Annotated in this window: 15 protein-coding genes and 1 riboswitch; of the genes, 9 read left to right on the forward strand and 6 right to left on the reverse strand. The window is 65.3% G+C overall.

Features of this window, described 5'->3' with window-relative positions:
• Positions 1-14 precede the first annotated feature (14 nt).
• The gene (locus IVA78_RS25715) at positions 15-1,094 is read right to left on the reverse strand and encodes an adenylate/guanylate cyclase domain-containing protein (protein ID WP_247468480.1); all 1,080 of its coding nucleotides are present in this window, start codon (positions 1,092-1,094) and stop codon (positions 15-17) included.
• Between the two features lie 101 nt (positions 1,095-1,195).
• Here IVA78_RS25715 and IVA78_RS25720 point away from each other — a divergent pair, with 101 nt between their 5' ends.
• Positions 1,196-1,651, forward strand: a complete 456-nt coding sequence (locus IVA78_RS25720; RefSeq protein ID WP_247468482.1) for an SRPBCC family protein — start codon at positions 1,196-1,198, stop codon at positions 1,649-1,651.
• 12 nt (positions 1,652-1,663) lie between these two features.
• Here IVA78_RS25720 and IVA78_RS25725 read toward each other — a convergent pair whose 3' ends face one another.
• On the reverse strand, positions 1,664-2,833 hold the full coding sequence (locus IVA78_RS25725; protein ID WP_247468484.1) for a DNA topoisomerase IB: 1,170 nt from the start codon (positions 2,831-2,833) through the stop codon (positions 1,664-1,666).
• A gap of 399 nt (positions 2,834-3,232) precedes the next feature.
• Between IVA78_RS25725 and acs the strand changes: the two genes are divergently transcribed.
• Both acs and IVA78_RS25735 read left to right on the forward strand, forming a co-directional pair.
• Positions 3,233-5,179, forward strand: a complete 1,947-nt coding sequence (gene acs, locus IVA78_RS25730; protein ID WP_247468486.1) for an acetate--CoA ligase — start codon at positions 3,233-3,235, stop codon at positions 5,177-5,179.
• A gap of 362 nt (positions 5,180-5,541) precedes the next feature.
• Positions 5,542-6,051, forward strand: coding sequence for a L,D-transpeptidase (locus IVA78_RS25735; protein WP_247468672.1), 510 nt, complete (start codon positions 5,542-5,544; stop codon positions 6,049-6,051).
• A 54-nt stretch (positions 6,052-6,105) separates the two neighbouring features.
• Here IVA78_RS25735 and IVA78_RS25740 read toward each other — a convergent pair whose 3' ends face one another.
• Positions 6,106-6,690, reverse strand: coding sequence for a thermonuclease family protein (locus IVA78_RS25740; RefSeq protein WP_247468488.1), 585 nt, complete (start codon positions 6,688-6,690; stop codon positions 6,106-6,108).
• A gap of 117 nt (positions 6,691-6,807) precedes the next feature.
• Between IVA78_RS25740 and IVA78_RS25745 the strand changes: the two genes are divergently transcribed.
• Positions 6,808-7,077, forward strand: coding sequence for a hypothetical protein (locus IVA78_RS25745; RefSeq protein ID WP_247468490.1), 270 nt, complete (start codon positions 6,808-6,810; stop codon positions 7,075-7,077).
• A 108-nt stretch (positions 7,078-7,185) separates the two neighbouring features.
• Here the strand turns inward: IVA78_RS25745 and IVA78_RS25750 are convergent, their stop codons facing one another.
• Positions 7,186-7,383, reverse strand: coding sequence for a DUF1674 domain-containing protein (locus IVA78_RS25750; RefSeq protein ID WP_247279992.1), 198 nt, complete (start codon positions 7,381-7,383; stop codon positions 7,186-7,188).
• Positions 7,384-7,572: 189 nt separating this feature from the next.
• Here IVA78_RS25750 and IVA78_RS25755 point away from each other — a divergent pair, with 189 nt between their 5' ends.
• The 3 genes from IVA78_RS25755 to purH all read left to right on the forward strand — a co-directional run bounded on the left by IVA78_RS25755 (position 7,573) and on the right by purH (position 12,555).
• Entirely contained in the window at positions 7,573-8,919 is a 1,347-nt protein-coding gene (locus tag IVA78_RS25755; RefSeq protein WP_247468492.1) for a transcription antitermination factor NusB, read from the forward strand.
• Positions 8,920-9,078: 159 nt separating this feature from the next.
• Positions 9,079-10,797, forward strand: a complete 1,719-nt coding sequence (locus tag IVA78_RS25760; protein ID WP_247468673.1) for a heparinase II/III family protein — start codon at positions 9,079-9,081, stop codon at positions 10,795-10,797.
• Positions 10,798-10,856: 59 nt separating this feature from the next.
• Positions 10,857-10,938, forward strand: a riboswitch (ZMP/ZTP riboswitch).
• A 24-nt stretch (positions 10,939-10,962) separates the two neighbouring features.
• Positions 10,963-12,555 (forward strand): bifunctional phosphoribosylaminoimidazolecarboxamide formyltransferase/IMP cyclohydrolase, encoded by a 1,593-nt coding sequence (purH, locus tag IVA78_RS25765; protein ID WP_247279990.1) that lies wholly within the window; start codon positions 10,963-10,965, stop codon positions 12,553-12,555.
• Between the two features lie 127 nt (positions 12,556-12,682).
• On the opposite strand, the gene IVA78_RS25770 is transcribed toward purH, so the two are convergent.
• Positions 12,683-14,068: an MFS transporter gene (locus IVA78_RS25770; protein ID WP_247279989.1), complete on the reverse strand. Its 1,386-nt coding sequence runs from the start codon at positions 14,066-14,068 to the stop codon at positions 12,683-12,685.
• A gap of 101 nt (positions 14,069-14,169) precedes the next feature.
• Between IVA78_RS25770 and ggt the strand changes: the two genes are divergently transcribed.
• A complete protein-coding gene (gene ggt / locus IVA78_RS25775) occupies positions 14,170-15,921 on the forward strand; it encodes a gamma-glutamyltransferase (protein ID WP_247468493.1) in 1,752 nt (583 codons plus the stop codon).
• Positions 15,922-15,944: 23 nt separating this feature from the next.
• Here ggt and IVA78_RS25780 read toward each other — a convergent pair whose 3' ends face one another.
• On the reverse strand, positions 15,945-16,610 hold the full coding sequence (locus IVA78_RS25780; protein WP_247468495.1) for a glutathione S-transferase: 666 nt from the start codon (positions 16,608-16,610) through the stop codon (positions 15,945-15,947).
• Positions 16,611-16,768: 158 nt separating this feature from the next.
• Here IVA78_RS25780 and IVA78_RS25785 point away from each other — a divergent pair, with 158 nt between their 5' ends.
• Positions 16,769-17,350, forward strand: a complete 582-nt coding sequence (locus tag IVA78_RS25785) for a DUF2239 family protein (RefSeq protein WP_247279986.1) — start codon at positions 16,769-16,771, stop codon at positions 17,348-17,350.
• Positions 17,351-17,408: the final 58 nt, after the last annotated feature.

Genomic DNA, 17,408 nt, shown 5'->3' on the forward strand with positions numbered 1-17,408 from the left:
AGCGAAACTCGGCCCTACGTCTCCGGCAGCGCAAACACCTCGCACGGTGCGGCGATCCCGCGCAGCGAATGCGATCCGAGCGCGATCAGAGGCATGTCCGTCTCTGCAGCGAGCGCGCCCGACACGAGCACGGTCCGCCCCAACGGCTTGCATAACCCTTCGAGCCGGCTGGCGAGATTGACGGCGGAGCCGATCGCCGTGAAATCGAGCCGGTTGGCAGCGCCGATATTGCCCCAGAGCATCTCGCCGAGATGGAGGGCGGCACCGAACGCGAGCGGCGGCAAGCCGTTGCGGCGGCGCTCCTCGTTGAGATAGGCCATCCCGGCTTCGGCCGCGCTTGCGGCGCGCAGAGCGGCCTCGCAGGCACGGCGCGGTGACGTTTCGACCACCGGAAAGATCGCCAGCACGCCGTCGCCGATGAATTTCAGCACCTCGCCGCCGAAGGCGTGAACGGCGCCGGCGATGCGGTCGAACCAGGCATCGAGCGCTGCGATGACATCGCCCGGCGGACTTGTCTCCGACAAACCGGTGAAGTTGCGCAAGTCGGCATAGAGCAACGCGGCCTGAATGGTCTCGCCAAGATCGCGCCGCAGCGGCGCCGCCAGCACCCGCTCCGCACTGCGCTTGCCGAGATAGGCGTCGAGTGTCGCCCGCAACGTGGCACGCGCGGCGAGCACGGCGAGCGGCGTCGCGGCAAAACGTGCGGCCTGGCGCAATCGCTCGATCTCGCCCGAGGTGAACGGACCCGGCCCGATCCACCCAAGCAAAGGCCCATCGGCCCGTCCGACGATATCTTCGTGCACCTCACCGCCCGCGATATCGCGCAGCCAGCGGCGGCCGGCATCGTTCGGCGGGTCCGGTGCCAGCCCGCCCGGCGCAAAGCCGAGCGCTTCGATCACCCGGCCAGTGTCGGCGCGCCACAACCAGGTCCGCTTCGCGATCAGCGGGTGAGGCACTTCCAGCGTCAGCGCCCCCGCCGCAAGCGGCACGCCATCAGCAACCAAATGGGCGCCGAGTTCCGCAAGCAGGCGGTCCGCCCCAAGACTATCTGCGGCGGCATCGACAAGCCAGGCGAGGGTCGGGGAGAGATGCATGGCTCAATCATGACGAAAGCGCGCCGTCTTTGTCACGGGCAATCCTTGACGGGCCGCTCCGGCCCCGCCATGTCCGAGTGTCAGCCCAGGGATGATCGCCAATGACCGAACCGTTCATAGTGCGACGCGAGACCCAGATCGCCGCCCCGCGCGCGACTGTTTTCGCCTATCTGACCGACCCCGAGAAGATTTTGAGCTGGATGGGTTCCGACGCGACCACGGAGCCCCGTCCCGGCGGGCTCTATCTGCTTAAAGGCGTCGGCCCGCGCGGCGGCGTCGCCCGCGGCGCTTTCCGCGAGGTCGTGCCGGTGCATCGTCTCGCCTACACGTTCGGCTGGGAGGGCGGCCAGGAAGTGCCGCCCGGCTCGAGCCTCATCGAGATCGACCTGATTGAGCAAGACGGCGGCACGTTGCTGCGGATGACCCACAGCGGCCTGCCGACCGCAGAACAGGCCGCCGCACATGCGACGGGGTGGGCACATTATCTGGAACGGCTCACCACGGCAGCTGCCGGTGGCGATCCCGGTCCGGACCGCGGCGTTTCGAACAAAGCGTAGCCGACAGGCGGATCAGACCGCCGCGGTCGCCACCACTTGCGCCAGAAGCTGCTCGCGCCTCGCCTGCGAGCGCTGGCCCTTCATGGTCGCGGCAAAGCGTTCGAGGATGCCGTCCTCGAAGGCGGTGACGATGGTGTCGTGGACGTAGCTCTTGCGGCAGATCGCCGGCGTGTTGGAGAGCTGGTCGGCGGCGGCGCGGATTGCGTCAAGCACCTGCTTCTTGCGGCCACGCTGGCTGGTCGCCGGCGTGATCCGCGACAGCGATTCCACGACCACGGCGGACGCCATCAGCGTGCGAAAATCCTTCAGCGAGATCTTGATGCCGGCGATCTCGCGCAGAAACGCATTCACCTGCGTGGTATTGACCGCGCGCACGATGCCGTAGGCGTCGCGATACTGGAACATGCGCTTGCCCGGAACGCGCTGCAAAATGCCGATGGCGCGGACTAGCTTGGCTGCGTCGCACTCCTTCCGCACCGCCTTGCCGCCCTTCGCCTTGAAGGTCATCACAAAGCAATCGTCTTCCAGCGTGACGTTGGACTTGAGCAGCGTGGTGGCGCCGCGAGTGCCGTTGAGACGGGCGTAGGATTCGTTGCCGGGACGGATCGCGGTGCGGGCGATCAGTTCGATGACGGCCGAAAGCGCGAACTCGCGCGTCGGCTCGTCCCCTGACAGGAACGCCGAGACCTTGCGCCGGATTTTGGGCAGCGCGCCGACGAGCTTCTCGAGGCGATGCGCCTTGCGGTGCTCGCGGACCTTCTCCCAATCGGCGTGATAGCGATATTGCAGCCGGCCCGCGGCATCGCGTCCCACGGCCTGGAGATGCGAGCTCGGATCGGCGGAGTAGCGCACCTCGCGGTAGGCCGGCGGCACTGCCATGGCGTGCAGCCGGCGGATGGTGCGGGCGTCGCGGATATGGGCCCCGTTCGGGCGGACGAAGGAATAGCCCTTGCCGCGCTTGATGCGCCGGATGGTCAGCTCGTTTTGATCGCCGAGCCGCAGGCCGAGTTCCCTTGCGAGCGCCTCGACGGTCGCGGCCTGCCTCGTGTCGAAGGTCTTTTTCGGGCTGGAACGCCTGAAACCAGCCGGCTTCGGCCATTGTCCCAGGGCTTTGGCGAGGGCAATGGCCGCAGGATCGGCTGAAGCGGGCCGCATCGTCCCGAGATTCTGCTGATCCATCATAGTGTTAAGCCTTCGCCCTGTTTCTTACCGTTCAATGCCGCTGTTCTGATTTTTGTTCCTTGGGTCTCTTTGGACCCGGGTTGGCCATTTAGGGTGTTCCGAACCGTATTGCCAGTCCTGAATCAGTGATAGGCGGTTGCGTGATACCTCCAGACGGCGCATGCGGGTCTGCACCCCGCTATTTCGGAGATCTGGGTAAAGAGCCGAAAGGCGCCTCTTGGCCTGTTTCAGGTTTGCGCCATGCCGCCCTGCGGACCTTGATCCCCCGCATGGTCGGCCGCCCGCCGAAGGTCCAGCTTGTGCTCCTTGTCGGGTCCGGTTAGCCCGACGCATAATCGTTCAGCGATCAAGTCGGCAAGCCAATCGCATGCGTTCGGCTTGCCGTATGTGGAGGGAAACATGTCCGAGAAGATCTACGACGTACCCGCAGAGTGGGCGAAGCGGGCCTGGGTCGACCAGGCCAAGTACAAGGACATGTATGCGCGCTCGATCTCGGACCCGAACGGTTTTTGGGCGGAGCAGGCCAAGCGCATCGACTGGATGAAGGCGCCGACGAAAATCGAGAACGTCTCGTTCGCGCCCGGCAACATATCGATCAAATGGTTCGAGGACGGCGTCCTCAACGTTGCCCAAAATTGCATCGACCGGCATCTGCACAAGCGCGCCAACCAGACCGCGATCATCTGGGAAGGCGACGACCCCTCGCAATCCCGGCACATCACCTACAAGGAGCTGCACGACGAGGTCTGCCGGATGGCCAACATCCTGCGCACCCGCAACGTTGGGAAGGGCGACCGCGTCACCATCTACCTGCCGATGATCCCGGAAGCGGCCTATGCGATGCTGGCCTGCGCGCGAATCGGCGCGATCCACTCCGTGGTGTTCGCCGGCTTCTCGCCCGACAGCCTCGCCCAGCGCATCAATGACTGCCAATCCAAGGTGATCATTACCGCTGACGAAGGTCTGCGCGGCGGCAAGAAGGTGCCGCTGAAGGCCAATGTCGACGCGGCGCTCGCCAAAACCGACGGCGTCGACTGGGTCGTCGTGGTCAAGCGCACCGGCGGCAAGATCGACATGAACCCGACGCGCGACCTCTGGTACCACGAGGCGGCGGCGATGGTGACGACGGAATGCCCGGTCGAGCACATGCATGCCGAGGATCCGCTGTTCATCCTCTATACCTCGGGCTCGACTGGCCAGCCCAAGGGCGTGCTGCACACCTCGGGCGGCTATCTCGTGTTCGCCTCGATGACGCATCAATACGTCTTCGACTATCACGACGGCGACATCTACTGGTGCACCGCCGACGTCGGCTGGGTCACCGGCCACAGCTACATCCTCTACGGGCCGCTCGCCAACGGCGCGACCACGCTGATGTTCGAAGGCGTGCCCAACTATCCCGACAATTCCAGGTTCTGGAACGTCATCGACAAGCACAAGGTCAACATCTTCTACACCGCGCCGACCGCGATCCGCGCGCTGATGCAGTCCGGCGACGAGCCGGTGAAGAAGACCTCGCGCGCCTCGCTTCGTCTGCTCGGTTCGGTCGGCGAGCCGATCAATCCGGAAGCATGGGAGTGGTATCACCGCGTCGTCGGCGACGACCGCTGCCCGATCGTCGACACCTGGTGGCAGACCGAGACCGGCGGCATCCTGATCACGCCGCTGCCGGGCGCAACAAAACTCAAGCCGGGCTCGGCGACGCAACCGTTCTTCGGCGTTGTGCCGGAAATCGTCGACGCCGACGGCAAGGTGCTCGAGGGCGAGGCCACCGGCAATCTGTGCCTGACGCGATCCTGGCCGAGCCAGATGCGCACAGTCTATGGCGACCATGCCCGCTTCGAGCAGACCTATTTTTCGACCTACAAGGGCAAATACTTCACCGGCGACGGCTGCCGGCGTGACGCCGACGGCTATTACTGGATCACCGGCCGCGTCGACGACGTCATCAACGTCTCCGGCCATCGCATGGGCACCGCGGAAGTCGAGAGTGCGCTGGTTGCGCACGAGAAGGTGTCGGAGGCGGCCGTGGTCGGGTTCCCGCACGACATCAAGGGCCAGGGCATCTACGCCTATGTCACGTTGATGGCCGGCGTCGAGCCGACCGACGATCTGCGCAAGGAGCTCGTGACCTGGGTGCGCAAGGAGATCGGCCCGATCGCCTCGCCCGACCAGATCCAGTTCGCCCCGAGCCTGCCCAAAACCCGCTCCGGCAAGATCATGCGCCGCATCCTGCGGAAGATCGCCGAGGACGAGCCGGGCAGCTTAGGGGACACCTCGACGCTGGCCGATCCCGCCGTGGTCGACGACCTCGTCAAGAACCGGCAGAACCGGAAGCAGGCCTAAAGCCAGGATCGCGCTCTCGTGCCCCGGACGCAGCGCAGCGCTTCTTTAGCGATGCGCTGCAGCGCCAGGGCGCTGCAGCGGGTCCGAGACATAATCTACCCCTCCTGCAATAACAGCCGTTCACATCGTCGCACACTTGTCAGGGCCCGCCTTGCCGCGCGGCATCTTTCCCGCCGAGTGTTGTTTTCAAGTCATTTACTTTATTTCGAACTTTTCCTTTGTTCCCCCCGCTGGCTGGCCTTGGTGGCCGCGCGTGGAAACCATCCGGTTAACAAGCGCGGTTAGGAATGTCTGGGCAAGCCGCAATTGCCGGGTTTGCGTGGTTTGGACGATCCTTTCGGGGCAAGGGGAAAATGAAATCGATGAGGATTGCGGTGGCGCTGGCCGCCACCATGGGGTTCGGGGTCTTGATGTTGACGGCGGCCGAGGCGCGGCCGGAAATGGTCGGGACGAACCTGGCCGATTATTCGCCGGGCACGATCGTGGTCAAGACCAGCGAGCGGCGGCTCTATCTCATTCTCGATAACGGCCATGCCGTGCGCTATCCGGTTGGCGTCGGCAAGGCCGGCAAGCAATGGGCCGGCACGACGAAGATCGACGGCAAGTATCTCAATCCGGCCTGGGCACCGCCTGCCGAGGTGAAGCGCGACAAGCCGAACATTCCCGACGTCATCCCGGGTGGCTCGCCGCGCAACCCGATGGGCGTTGCGGCGATGACGCTGTCCGGCGGCGAATATGCGATCCACGGCACCAACGTGCCGGGCTCGATCGGCGGCTTCGTCTCCTATGGCTGTATCCGCATGCTCAACGACGACATCACCGATCTCTACGGCCGCGTCCCCGTGGGCACGACGGTGGTCGTCACGCACTGATCGAAGAGTTCGGAAGAGGATTGCCAAAGCCGCGTCTTGCGACGCGGCTTTTTGCTACCAGAAGCGCCAGCCCCGCGCGCACCAGCCGTCGCGATGGCCGCCATTGTAACTGCGCACGTAACCGCCCGCGAGCAGCGTCGCCGCAACGTTGGCAGTCCGCCGGGTCGCGACATCAGCGAGAATGCGTCCGTATTTGTCGGGTCCGAGATTGGAGATCGTTACGTCCCCCTGGCCGAGCAGATTGCGCAGCGCATCGGTGGCGGCTTCGGCCTTGTTCAGCTCATCCTGGCAAGATGCCTTCAGTTCCGGCGCATCGATGCCGCGCAGGCGAACCCGCACAACGAGATGGCCGCCGCTGCGCTGATGCACGCGCGCCAGGAACGTGTCGCCGTCGACAGTGCGGATCACCTCGACCGGCTGGCGAGCGCCAGCATCTCCCGCCTGCTGGAGGACGACTTCGGTCGCCTGGCCGTCGGCTCCATGCGGGACGGGCCAGTTCGTGCCGTGCCGGAAGGCAAGCACGACAGCCGTCACGATGCCGACCACGAACATCCAGGGCAACAGTCCGGAGAATCGGCGATGGAACGGAGAGCCGCCGAACTGCGGCCGATAGGCACTGGGGCGATTGGGGAGGCGCATCCAGCCAAGCTAGGGCTGAGTCGGGGAAACCGACAAGTGCGACGCTCCAGACGCGACAATTCCGATCGACACACGAGCCATGCAGGAAAGTTCCACTTAGCATGGATTGTCGACTCGATGAGCGAGGCAAACGAATTCGCGGTGCGGCGGGAGCGGGATCGTGCCGCCAAAGTCGCGCTCGTCGGCGGCGCATTCGTCTTCTCTGTGCTGAACATCGCCCGCCCGATCGTCGCACCGCGAGGTGCTGTTACAGCTCGCGGTGCCAAGAAGACGATCGAGATTCCCTGTGTCAGTCGTGGTGACGGAGTCGGCGACAACGCGCGTGCGGCCAAAACGTTCAAGGGAAGCCTGATCCGCATCGAGCAGATGGAATCGAGCAGAGAATAAGCAAGCCGCGCGGGCAAGTTCATCGAGATCATGTCGCCTGTCGCTCACCGAGCGCGAGCATCGCGATCTGTGATGCCACGGCGAACACCCCGCTGGACCAGCAAGGGCTCAAAAGTCGGAGGCGATGCCCTTGCTCTCCCAATCGCCATAGCGGGTGGGCTCTGGTCCCTTCGGTCCCTGAAGCTCCTTCGGCCGCGCTTTGGCTTCGGCTGCCGCGGCCTGTCGCCGCGCCTCGGCTTCAGCCAGCGCGCGCTGGGCTGCGGGCGGCAGCGGCTTGCGATCGGGAACGGAAGGCTGGTCACTCATCGTGCGGCTCTTCTAGCGCAGGACGGCCCGCAGCGCGACGTCCAATAACGCATCCCTGAAATGGGGCCCAAGGGCTGAAAAAGCCGGAAGCGATTCTTACATTTGGCATATTCGCGTGCCACAAATGAGCCGGTTAAGGCATGCGCCCATCGCGGCGGAACTGCCGCTCGCTCAGAACCTTGCTTCCGCATGCCATCTCAACGTTTCGCCCCTCCGTCCGAAGTGCCAGGTCTTGCGGCACGGCGGATTGCCGCCGACATCGTCGACGGCGTGCTGCACAAGCACCGCACGCTCGACGACCAACTCGACGGAAGCGGCGCTCATCCCGGACTGAAGTCGCTGGCCGACCGTGACCGCGCGCTGATGCGCCGCCTGGTCGCCACCGTGCTGCGCCGGCTCGGCACGCTTGGCCACGTGCTGTCCCGCCTGCTCGACAAGGGCATTCCCTCCGACGCACCGCGTGCGCAGAGCGCGCTCCTGATCGGCGCGGCGCAGATCCTCTGGATGGACGTGCCCGACCACGCCGCCGTCGATCTCTCCGTTCGCCTCGTGCAATCCGACCGGCGCGCCGCGCGTTATGCCGGGCTCGTCAATGCCGTGCTGCGCCGCTGCGCGCGCGAAGGCAAGGCCCTGGTCGAGGAAGTTGCCACGCAATCGCTGGACCTGCCGCCATGGCTGCTCGCGCGCTGGAGCGCGCATTATGGCGATGCGACCGCAAGAGACATGGCGCTCGCGCTCGGCCACGAGCCGTCGCTCGATTTGACGGTGAAGTCGGATGCCGCACAATGGGCAAGCCGCCTGCATGGCGAGACGCTGCCGACCGGCACCGTGCGGATGCTGCTGCATGGCGCGGTGACCATGCTGCCGGGCTTTGCCGAGGGACAATGGTGGGTGCAGGACGCCGCGGCCGCGCTACCCGCTCGACTGTTCGGTGACATCAACGGCAAGTCCATCGCCGATCTCTGCGCCGCTCCGGGCGGCAAGACCGCGCAGCTGGCACATGCCGGCGCGCATGTCACGGCCATCGACCGCTCGCCCGCCCGGGTAGCGCGGCTGCGCGAAAACCTGCGGCGATTGTCGCTCCAGGCCGAGACCGTCGTCGCTGACGCCGTGGAATGGGCCGGCCCTGCCGAAGCCTTCGACGGTATTTTGATCGATGCGCCCTGCACCTCGACCGGCACGATCCGCCGTCATCCCGACGTGGCATGGCTCCGGCAGCAATCTGACATCGCCGCCCTGACCGCGCTCCAGCAGCGGCTGCTGCGCAAATCGCTGTCGCTGCTCAAATCCGGGGGGACGCTGGTCTACTGCACCTGTTCGCTGGAACCCGAAGAGGGTGAGCAGGCCATCGCTGCGCTGCTGGCCGCAGAGCCCGCGCTTCGCCGCGTTCCGATCGAGGCGTCCGAGGTCGCAGGTCTCGACGAAATCCTCAGCGCGGAAGGCGATCTGCGCACCCTGCCCAGTCATCTTCCAAACGCCGATCCCAAGCTCGGCGGGCTCGACGGATTCTACGCGGCTCGGCTCGTTAAATCCTGATTTTGCACTGGATTTTGCACCCCCGACGCTAATTCGTACCCTTTCAAGGTGGTGTCCGCCGTGCGATTTTGGGATTAATAAGGATTCGTCGGAATCCTCCTCTCCCCTTCAAGGCAAGGCGTGTCGGTCGCTCAACGCAGACGTATCTCGACGCTGGTGATGAACCGCTTCGCGCGGAACATGCTCGCGCGCGCGAGCGGCGGACCTGTGGCGGTGTCGCGGGTCTGGCCCAGCCGCACCGACCGGCTGATCATTGCGCCGCATGACCTGCGCACCGCGGATGCGACCCGCGCCGCCGAGATCTATGCCGGCCGCTTCGTCTTCGCCGGCAAGATCGTCAATTGCCACGGCCGCTCGATCTTCGATCTCGAACCGCCCTCGGAGGATTGGGAGGTCGCGCTGCTCGGCTTCGGTTGGCTGCGGCACTTGCGCGCCGCCGACACCGCGCTGACGCGAGCGAATGCGCGCGCACTGGTCGAGGACTGGATCTCGAACCCCGCCAACAAGCGCCGTCCGGTCGCGCGGCGCCCCGACGTGCTGGCGCGTCGCGTGATCTCGCTGCTGTCACAGGCGCCCTTGGTGCTCAACGACACCGACAACAAGTTTTACCGCCGTTACTTGCGCGCCCTCGCGCGCGAGATCCGCCTGCTGCGCTACGCCATGCTCGACATTCCCGACGGGGTGCCGAAGCTCCAGGTGCTGATCGCGCTGTGCTACGCGGCGCTATGCCTCGCCAACCAGGCGCGCCACATCCGCAGCGCCTCGAAAAAGCTCTCCGACGAATTGCAGCGGCAGATCCTGCCCGACGGCGGACACATCTCCCGTAACCCGGGCGCGCTGATCGATCTCCTGATCGACCTGTTGCCGCTGCGACAGACCTTCGCGGCGCGCAACATCGCGCCGCCGCCGGCGCTGCTCAACGCGATCGATCGCATGATGCCGATGCTGCGCTTCTTTCGCCATGGGGACGGCAATTTCGCGCTGTTCAACGGCATGAGTGCGACCCCGTCCGACCTGCTCGCGACGCTGCTCGCCTATGACGATACCCACGGCGCACCGATGGCGAACATGCCGCATACAGGGTTCCAGCGGCTCGACGCCGGCCAAACCACGCTGATCATCGATACCGGACCGCCGCCACCGGCGGGCGTCAGCCACGACGCCCATGCTGGCTGCCTGTCGTTCGAACTGTCCTCCGGCATCAGCCGCATCGTCACCAATTGCGGAATGCCGACCACGGGCCGCGACAATTGGCGGCCGTTCGCACGGGGCACCGCAGCGCATTCGACGCTGGCCTATCACGACACCTCATCCTGCCAGTTCGTCGAGATGTCGGCGATGAAGCGCCTCCTGCACGGTGCGCCCGTCACCAGCGGCCCGGTCGAGGTCGAGAGCTATCGCGAAATAGTCCAGAACGGCACGCTGCTTACAACTTCTCATGACGGCTATCTCGCTAAATTCGGCGCGATTCATCGCCGCGTGCTGATGATCGCCAATGACGGTGCGCGCATCGACGGCGAGGACACGCTGTCGCCGCCGCAAGGCGAACGCTTCAAGGGCGCTGATGCCGATTTCGCGCTGCGCTTCCATCTGCATCCGGCAGTGAAGGCGAGCCGGTTGTCGGATGCGCGCGGCGTCATGCTGGTGTTGCCGAACCGCGACGTCTGGACGTTTGAGGCGCTCGACGACAAGGTCGATCTCGAAGACAGTGTGTTCCTGGCCGGCAATGACGGGCCGCGCCGCACCGCGCAGATCGTGATCCGACAGGATGCGCGGCAGGCTCCCTCGATCCGCTGGAGTTTTGTGCGTTCCACCGCCTCGCCAGCGGTGACCAATGCGCGCCGCAATGCCCGTCGCGAGCCGGAACTTCCCTTGTAAACAGGCGCGATCCGGCGCTATCTAGCCGTTGAGAGCGACGCCGAAAGCTGCTATCGAGCGCTCGTTCGCGCGACTGGCGACCTTGGATGGAGCACCATCGGGAAGCGCGATACATATCCGCCGCGCGCCTGGGCATAGACACTCCCTGAACAGAGGATCTTGCTCATGACTGACCATCTCCGTCGCGTCACCCGCGCCCTGCTCTCCGTTTCCGACAAGACAGGCCTGATCGAGTTCGCAAAGGCGCTTGCCGCGCACGATGTCGAACTGGTCTCGACCGGCGGCACCGCCAAGGCGATCGCCGCAGCCGGCCTCAAGGTGAAGGACGTCTCCGAGCTGACCGGCTTCCCCGAGATGATGGACGGTCGCGTCAAGACGCTGCATCCGAAGGTGCATGGCGGCCTGCTCGCGATCCGCGACAACAAGGACCATGCCGACGCGATGAAGACCCACGGCATCGCCCCGATCGACCTCCTCGTCGTCAACCTCTATCCGTTTGAAGCGACCGTCGACAAAGGCGCCGGTTTCGAGGATTGCATCGAGAACATCGACATCGGCGGCCCTGCCATGATCCGCGCCGCCGCGAAGAACCATGACGACGTCGCCGTCCTGGTCGAGGCAGAGGACTACAAGGCCGTGCTCGACGAGCTCGCCGCCAACAACGGCGCAACCACGCTGAAGCTGCGTCGGCGTCTTGCGGCAAAGGCCTATGCCCGCACCGCCGCCTATGACGCCGCGATCTCGAACTGGTTCAACCGGCAGCTCGAAATCGACGCGCCGGACTTCCGCGCCTTCGGCGGCAGGCTGATCCAGTCGCTGCGCTATGGTGAGAACCCGCACCAGACCGCTGCGTTCTACGCAACCCCCGACAAGCGCCCGGGCGTCTCGACCGCGCGGCAGCTCCAGGGCAAGGAACTCTCCTACAATAATATCAACGACACCGATGCGGCCTATGAATGCATCGGCGAGTTCGATGCCAAACGTACCGCGGCCTGCGTCATCGTCAAGCACGCCAATCCCTGCGGCGTCGCGGAGGGCTTGAACCTCGTCGACGCCTATCGCAAGGCGCTCGCGTGCGATTCCACCTCCGCCTTCGGCGGCATCATCGCGATGAACCGTCCGCTCGACGCCGACACCGCGCGCGAGATCACGAAGATCTTCACTGAGGTGATCATCGCGCCCGATGCCAGCGAGGAGGCGATCTCCATCATCGGCGCACGCAAGAATCTGCGCCTGCTGCTGGCCGGCAGCCTACCCGATCCACGCGCGCCGGGCCTGACCGCCAAGACGGTGGCGGGCGGCCTGCTGGTGCAGAGCCGAGACAATGCCGTGGTCGACGACATGACGTTCAACGTCGTGACCAAGCGTGCGCCTGATGATGCCGAGATGCGCGATCTGAAATTCGCATTCCGTGTGGCAAAACACGTGAAATCCAACACCATCATCTATGCCAAGGACCTCGCCACCGTCGGCATCGGCGCGGGCCAGATGAGCCGGGTGGATTCAGCGCGGATCGCAGCGCGCAAGGCCCAGGACGCGGCGAGTGAGCTGAAGCTTGCCGAGCCGCTCACCAAGGGCTCGGTGGTGGCGTCGGATGCGTTCTTCCCGTTTGCTGACGGCATGCTCGCCTGCATCGAAGCCGGCGCCACCGCCGTGGTGCAACCCGGCGGCTCGATGCGCGACGACGAGGTGATCAAGGCCGCCGACGAGCACGGCATCGCGATGGTCTTCACGGGGACGCGGCACTTCAGGCATTGATTGATTGGCGGTAACCACGTCGTCATTGCGAGCGAAGCGAAGCAATCCAGTCTGCGCGGAGAGAGTCTGGGTTGCTTCGTCGCTTCGCTCCTCGCAATGACGGCGGAGATGGAATTGCGTGGTGCGGCTAATCCCGCACCCGCATCAACAGCCCCAATCCCGCGACGAAGAACACCACCAGCACGGCCATGCCGGCTTTCTGGCTCGCCGTCGCAGCGGTGATCATGCCGATCAACAGCGGACCGATGAAAGACGTCACCTTCCCGGTCAATGCGAACAGGCCGAAATACTGTGCGATGCGGTCCTTCGGCGCCAGACGGATCAGCAGCGTGCGCGAAGCGGCTTGCAACGGGCCGCCGGCGGCGCCGATCAGGCACCCCAGCACCAGATAGGCACGCTCCGCCGCGCTCGAGAACAGGGCCGCACCCGGCTGCGGCGGCGCGACCTTGACGAACAACACACTGTCCTTGTCGACCAGCAGGATCGCCGCCACCGACAGCAGGAGAATCAGCAGGCTGCCGGCGATCACGCGCTTCGGCCCGAGACGATCGTCGAGCTTGCCGCCAAGCCACGCACCGAGGGCACCCGCGATCGCGAGCATGATGCCGAACGTGCCGATCTGGATCGTGTGCCAGCCGAAGGTGCCGGCGGCATAAATGCCGCCGAAGGCGAACAGCGACACCAGACCGTCGGTGTAGATCATGTTGGCGAGCAGGAACGCCGCGAGCGACTTCTGCTTCGGCAGACCTTTGATCGATTGCTTCAGCTCAGACAGTCCTTCGCGCAGTGCCTCGCGCACCGGGCGCTTTGCCGGATAATCCGGCGTGAACAGGAACATCGGCATCACGAAGATGATGAACCACAGCCCGGTCAACGGCCCGGCAGCACGGTCGCCCTGATGCGTGATGGGGTCGAGCCCGAATAGCGGCATCAAGCCGAGCAGCGTGCGGCCGGTCTCGGGATTGGCGGCGAGCAGGCCGAGCACGATGATCAGGCTGACAATGCCGCCAATGTATCCTGTCGCCCAGCCGGTGCCGGACAGCCGCCCGATCCGCTCCGGCGGCACCAGAGTCGGCATCATCGCGTTGTTGAAGAGGGTAGCGAATTCCGCGCCGACGCTGGCGAGCGCGACGGCGGTGAGCAGCGGCGGAATGATGGCGTCATCGCCGGGCTTGCCGATCCACAGCGTGCAGGACGCCAACACCAGCACCGCGCCGAAACCTGCGATCCATGGTTTCCTGCGGCCCGAAGCATCCGCGATGGCTCCGAGCACCGGCGACAGCAATGCGATCGCAAGGCCCGCGGCCGCCATCGCAAAGCCCCACAGCGATTGACCGATGGCGGGATTTGGCGCGATGCCGGTCGCGAAATAGGGCGCGAACACGAAGGTCGTAATCAGTGTGAAATAAGGCTGCGCGGCCCAATCGAAGAAGATCCAGCTGACGACGGCGGCGCGCCGCGGATAGGTCCGCGGCACGCCGGCCATGCGCACATCCTGGGCGATCGTTGTCATCACGCAGTCCCCATCACGAACAGTTTTGCCTGTCTCGGGGCAAACCGTATAGCATTGCCGTGACGCGTGTGAACTGGCCGGAAGGCGCGACGGGAATTTTGATGATGTTGTCATATTCGACACGGCGGACATTTTTCGCCGTCATAGCCACGCTGGCGTTCGGTCTTGTCGCTGTGACGGCCCAGGACGCGCGGCGGGGCTATGTCCCGCCCGCGCGCGATATGGTGCGCGCCGTTGCTGCCGAACACGGCATGGTGGTGGCGCAGGAGAAGATATCTGCGCAGGTCGGCGCCGACATCCTGCGCCGTGGCGGCAATGCCGTCGATGCCGCGGTCGCCACCGGCTTTGCGATGGCCGTGACCTATCCGCGCGCAGGAAATATCGGCGGCGGCGGCTTCATGGTGATCCATTCCGCCGATCGCAACGAAGACATCACTATCGACTATCGCGAGACCGCGCCAGCTGCGACCACGCCGCAAGTTTTCCTGGGGCCCGATGGCAAGCCTGACCCGACGAGGTCACGGGATTCCGCGCTTGGCGTCGGCGTGCCCGGCACCGTTGCAGGTCTCGCGCTCGCATTGGAGAAATATGGCTCCGGTCAGTTCACGCTGGCGCAATTGCTCGAGCCGGCGATCGCGCTCGCTCGCGATGGCTTTGCCGTCAGCGACGACATGGCCGATACGCTGCCGGCCTGGCACCGGCGGCTGGCGCGCTGGCCTTCCTCGGCCAAGATCTTCTCGCGCCCCGACGGCACGCCACTTGGCGAAGGCGACAGGCTGGCGCAGGGCGATCTCGCCGAAACGCTATCGGCCGTGGCCGCACAGGGGCCACGCGGCTTCTATGAGGGGCCAGTTGCCGAGAAACTCGCCAAGGCCGTGGCTGACGCCGGCGGCATCATGACGCCTGCCGATCTGAAGTCCTATCAGGCGGTGATCCGCGCGCCGGTGCGCGGCACCTATCGCGGCTACGACATCGTATCGATGCCGCTGCCCTCGTCCGGCGGCGTGGTGCTGGTGGAAACGCTCAACATTCTCGAAGGCTTCCAGCTCGCCGATCTGAAGCAGGGATCGCCGGCATCGCTGCATCTCCTGATCGAAGCTATGAAGCGCGCCTATGCGGACCGCGCGCGCTATCTCGGCGATCCCGCCTTCGTCAACGCACCGATCGAGACGCTGACCGCGAAGGACTACGCTGCCAAGCTGCGCGCGGGCATCTCCGCCGAGCGCGCCACGCCTTCGAAAGAGCTCGTTTCTGCTGCTATCTCGCCGCGCGAGGGCAGCAACACCACGCATTTCTCCGTCGTCGACGGCCGCGGCAATGCCGTCAGCAACACCTACACATTGAACTTCAGCTATGGCGTCGGCCTCGTTGCCGACGGCACCGGCGTGCTGCTCAATAACGAGCTCGACGACTTCACCGCGGCGGTCGGCGCCTCGAATGCCTACGGCCTCGTCGGCTTCGAGGCCAATCTGCCAGGGCCTGGAAAACGCCCGCTGTCGTCGATGTCACCGACCATCGTGCTCAAAGACGGCAAGCCGGTGCTGGTGACGGGCTCGCCTGGTGGCAGCCGCATCATCTCGACCGTGCTCCAGGTGATCGTGAACGTCCTCGACTACAAGATGGATGTGGCTGCCGCCGTCTCCGTACCGCGGCTGCATCACCAATGGCTGCCGGACGAGGTGCGCGTCGAGAGCGGCTTTCCTGCCGATGTTCTGCTGGAGCTGAAGGCGATAGGCCACTTCGTCGTGGAGCCGATGGGACAGACATCGGCCAATTCGATTCTGGTGACGCCGAATGGGCCGCTCGGCGCGCCCGATCCGCGCACGCGTGGGGCGGAAGCTGCGGGACAGTAACCCTGTCACTGCGCCGAGATGATTTAGCGCCCGACCTGATAAGGCCCGCCCTTTTCGAGCGCGCGGTTATACGCCGGCCGCGCGTGGATGCGCTCCAGGAACGCCATCGCCTTGGGATGGCCCTGCTCCAGCCCGCCGCGCGCTTGCGCTGCTTCCAGCGGAAAGCTCATCTGGATGTCGGCTGCGGTGAACTCGTTGCCGGCGAACCACTCGCTCTTGCTGAGCTCGCTTTCCCAAAAGTCCATGTGCTGCTTGAGCTGCGGATTGACCAGCGCGGTGAGCGCCTGATTCGAAACCTTGCGCACCAAGGGGCGCAGCAACGCCGGCGCGCGCTTCGGCATCAGCGTGAACAGCAGCTTGAGCAGCAGCGGCTGCATCGCCGACCCTTCCGCATAATGCAGCCAATAGGTGAAGCGCAGCCGTTCCGGCGTGTTCGGCGGCGGGATCAGTTGGCCGTTGCCATAGGTAGCGATGAGATACTCGATGATCGCGCCCGACTCGGCGATGGTGTTGCCGTTGTCTGTAATGACCGGCGATTTGCCAAGCGGATGGATGGCGCGCAGCTCCTTCGGCGCGCGCATGTCCGGCTGGCGCTGATAGCGCACGATCTCGTAGGGCACGCCCAATTCCTCGAGCAGCCACAGCACGCGCTGCGAGCGGGAATTGTTGAGGTGGTGAACGGTCAGCATCGCGTGGTCCCCAGCTTGGCTTGGTCGTCGCGCCGTTGGTGCCAGCCCGGGAACACAATGTCGAGCCATCGGTGCGCCTATTTTCACCCGGGTATATTGACGCCTTAAATTTACCCGGGTATTAAATCGCCAACACAGTCAATCTGGCAATGATTCCAATGCAAGCCACCTTCACAGCCTTCATGGGCCAGCGCCGGCTGGCCTCGGGAGCGGCCGGCGATGTCGCCCTCGCAGTCAAGCGGGCCGGATCGAATCCGGACCAGCCGATCATCATTTTCGACGATGGGACTGGCCGGTCGATCGATTTCGACCTGCGCGGCGAGGATCACGAGGTGCTGGCGCGGCTGGCCGAGATCATGCCGCCGCCGACCGAAATCACCGAACCACTGAGCGAGCCGCGCGGCCGCGGCCGGCCGAAGCTTGGTGTGGTCGCGCGCGAGGTGACGTTACTGCCGCGCCACTGGGAGTGGCTCAACGCGCAACCCGGCGGCGCCTCGGTCGCGCTGCGCAAGCTCGTCGACGAGGCCAGACGCGCCAGCGGCGACAAGGACCGCGAGCGGCAGGCGCGCGATGCGGCCTATCACTTCATGTCGACCATGGCGGGCAATCTGCCGCAGTTCGAGGAAGCCTCGCGCGCGCTGTTCGCGGATGAACGACGGCGCTTCACCGGGCTGATCGCCGACTGGCCGACTGACATCCGCGACCACATCGTCAAGCTCGCCTACAGCGACCGGGCTTAAACCGCGCAGCATTCACCCTATCAACGGCCGAGCCGCGCATCGCGCGGCAACGGCTTCG

It is taken from the genome of Bradyrhizobium sp. 137 (assembly GCF_023074095.1).
Taxonomy (GTDB): domain Bacteria; phylum Pseudomonadota; class Alphaproteobacteria; order Rhizobiales; family Xanthobacteraceae; genus Bradyrhizobium.

Excerpts from the sequence above, each read along its gene's own strand:
- IVA78_RS25715 (WP_247468480.1), bottom strand. The coding sequence starts at position 1,094 with ATGCATCTCTCCCCGACCCTCGCCTGGCTTGTCGATGCCGCCGCAGAT.
- IVA78_RS25720 (WP_247468482.1), top strand. The coding sequence starts at position 1,196 with ATGACCGAACCGTTCATAGTGCGACGCGAGACCCAGATCGCCGCCCCG.
- IVA78_RS25725 (WP_247468484.1), bottom strand. The coding sequence starts at position 2,833 with ATGATGGATCAGCAGAATCTCGGGACGATGCGGCCCGCTTCAGCCGAT.
- acs (WP_247468486.1), top strand. The coding sequence starts at position 3,233 with ATGTCCGAGAAGATCTACGACGTACCCGCAGAGTGGGCGAAGCGGGCC.
- IVA78_RS25735 (WP_247468672.1), top strand. The coding sequence starts at position 5,542 with ATGAGGATTGCGGTGGCGCTGGCCGCCACCATGGGGTTCGGGGTCTTG.
- IVA78_RS25740 (WP_247468488.1), bottom strand. The coding sequence starts at position 6,690 with ATGCGCCTCCCCAATCGCCCCAGTGCCTATCGGCCGCAGTTCGGCGGC.
- IVA78_RS25745 (WP_247468490.1), top strand. The coding sequence starts at position 6,808 with ATGAGCGAGGCAAACGAATTCGCGGTGCGGCGGGAGCGGGATCGTGCC.
- IVA78_RS25750 (WP_247279992.1), bottom strand. The coding sequence starts at position 7,383 with ATGAGTGACCAGCCTTCCGTTCCCGATCGCAAGCCGCTGCCGCCCGCA.
- IVA78_RS25755 (WP_247468492.1), top strand. The coding sequence starts at position 7,573 with ATGCCATCTCAACGTTTCGCCCCTCCGTCCGAAGTGCCAGGTCTTGCG.
- IVA78_RS25760 (WP_247468673.1), top strand. The coding sequence starts at position 9,079 with ATGAACCGCTTCGCGCGGAACATGCTCGCGCGCGCGAGCGGCGGACCT.
- purH (WP_247279990.1), top strand. The coding sequence starts at position 10,963 with ATGACTGACCATCTCCGTCGCGTCACCCGCGCCCTGCTCTCCGTTTCC.
- IVA78_RS25770 (WP_247279989.1), bottom strand. The coding sequence starts at position 14,068 with ATGACAACGATCGCCCAGGATGTGCGCATGGCCGGCGTGCCGCGGACC.
- ggt (WP_247468493.1), top strand. The coding sequence starts at position 14,170 with ATGATGTTGTCATATTCGACACGGCGGACATTTTTCGCCGTCATAGCC.
- IVA78_RS25780 (WP_247468495.1), bottom strand. The coding sequence starts at position 16,610 with ATGCTGACCGTTCACCACCTCAACAATTCCCGCTCGCAGCGCGTGCTG.
- IVA78_RS25785 (WP_247279986.1), top strand. The coding sequence starts at position 16,769 with ATGCAAGCCACCTTCACAGCCTTCATGGGCCAGCGCCGGCTGGCCTCG.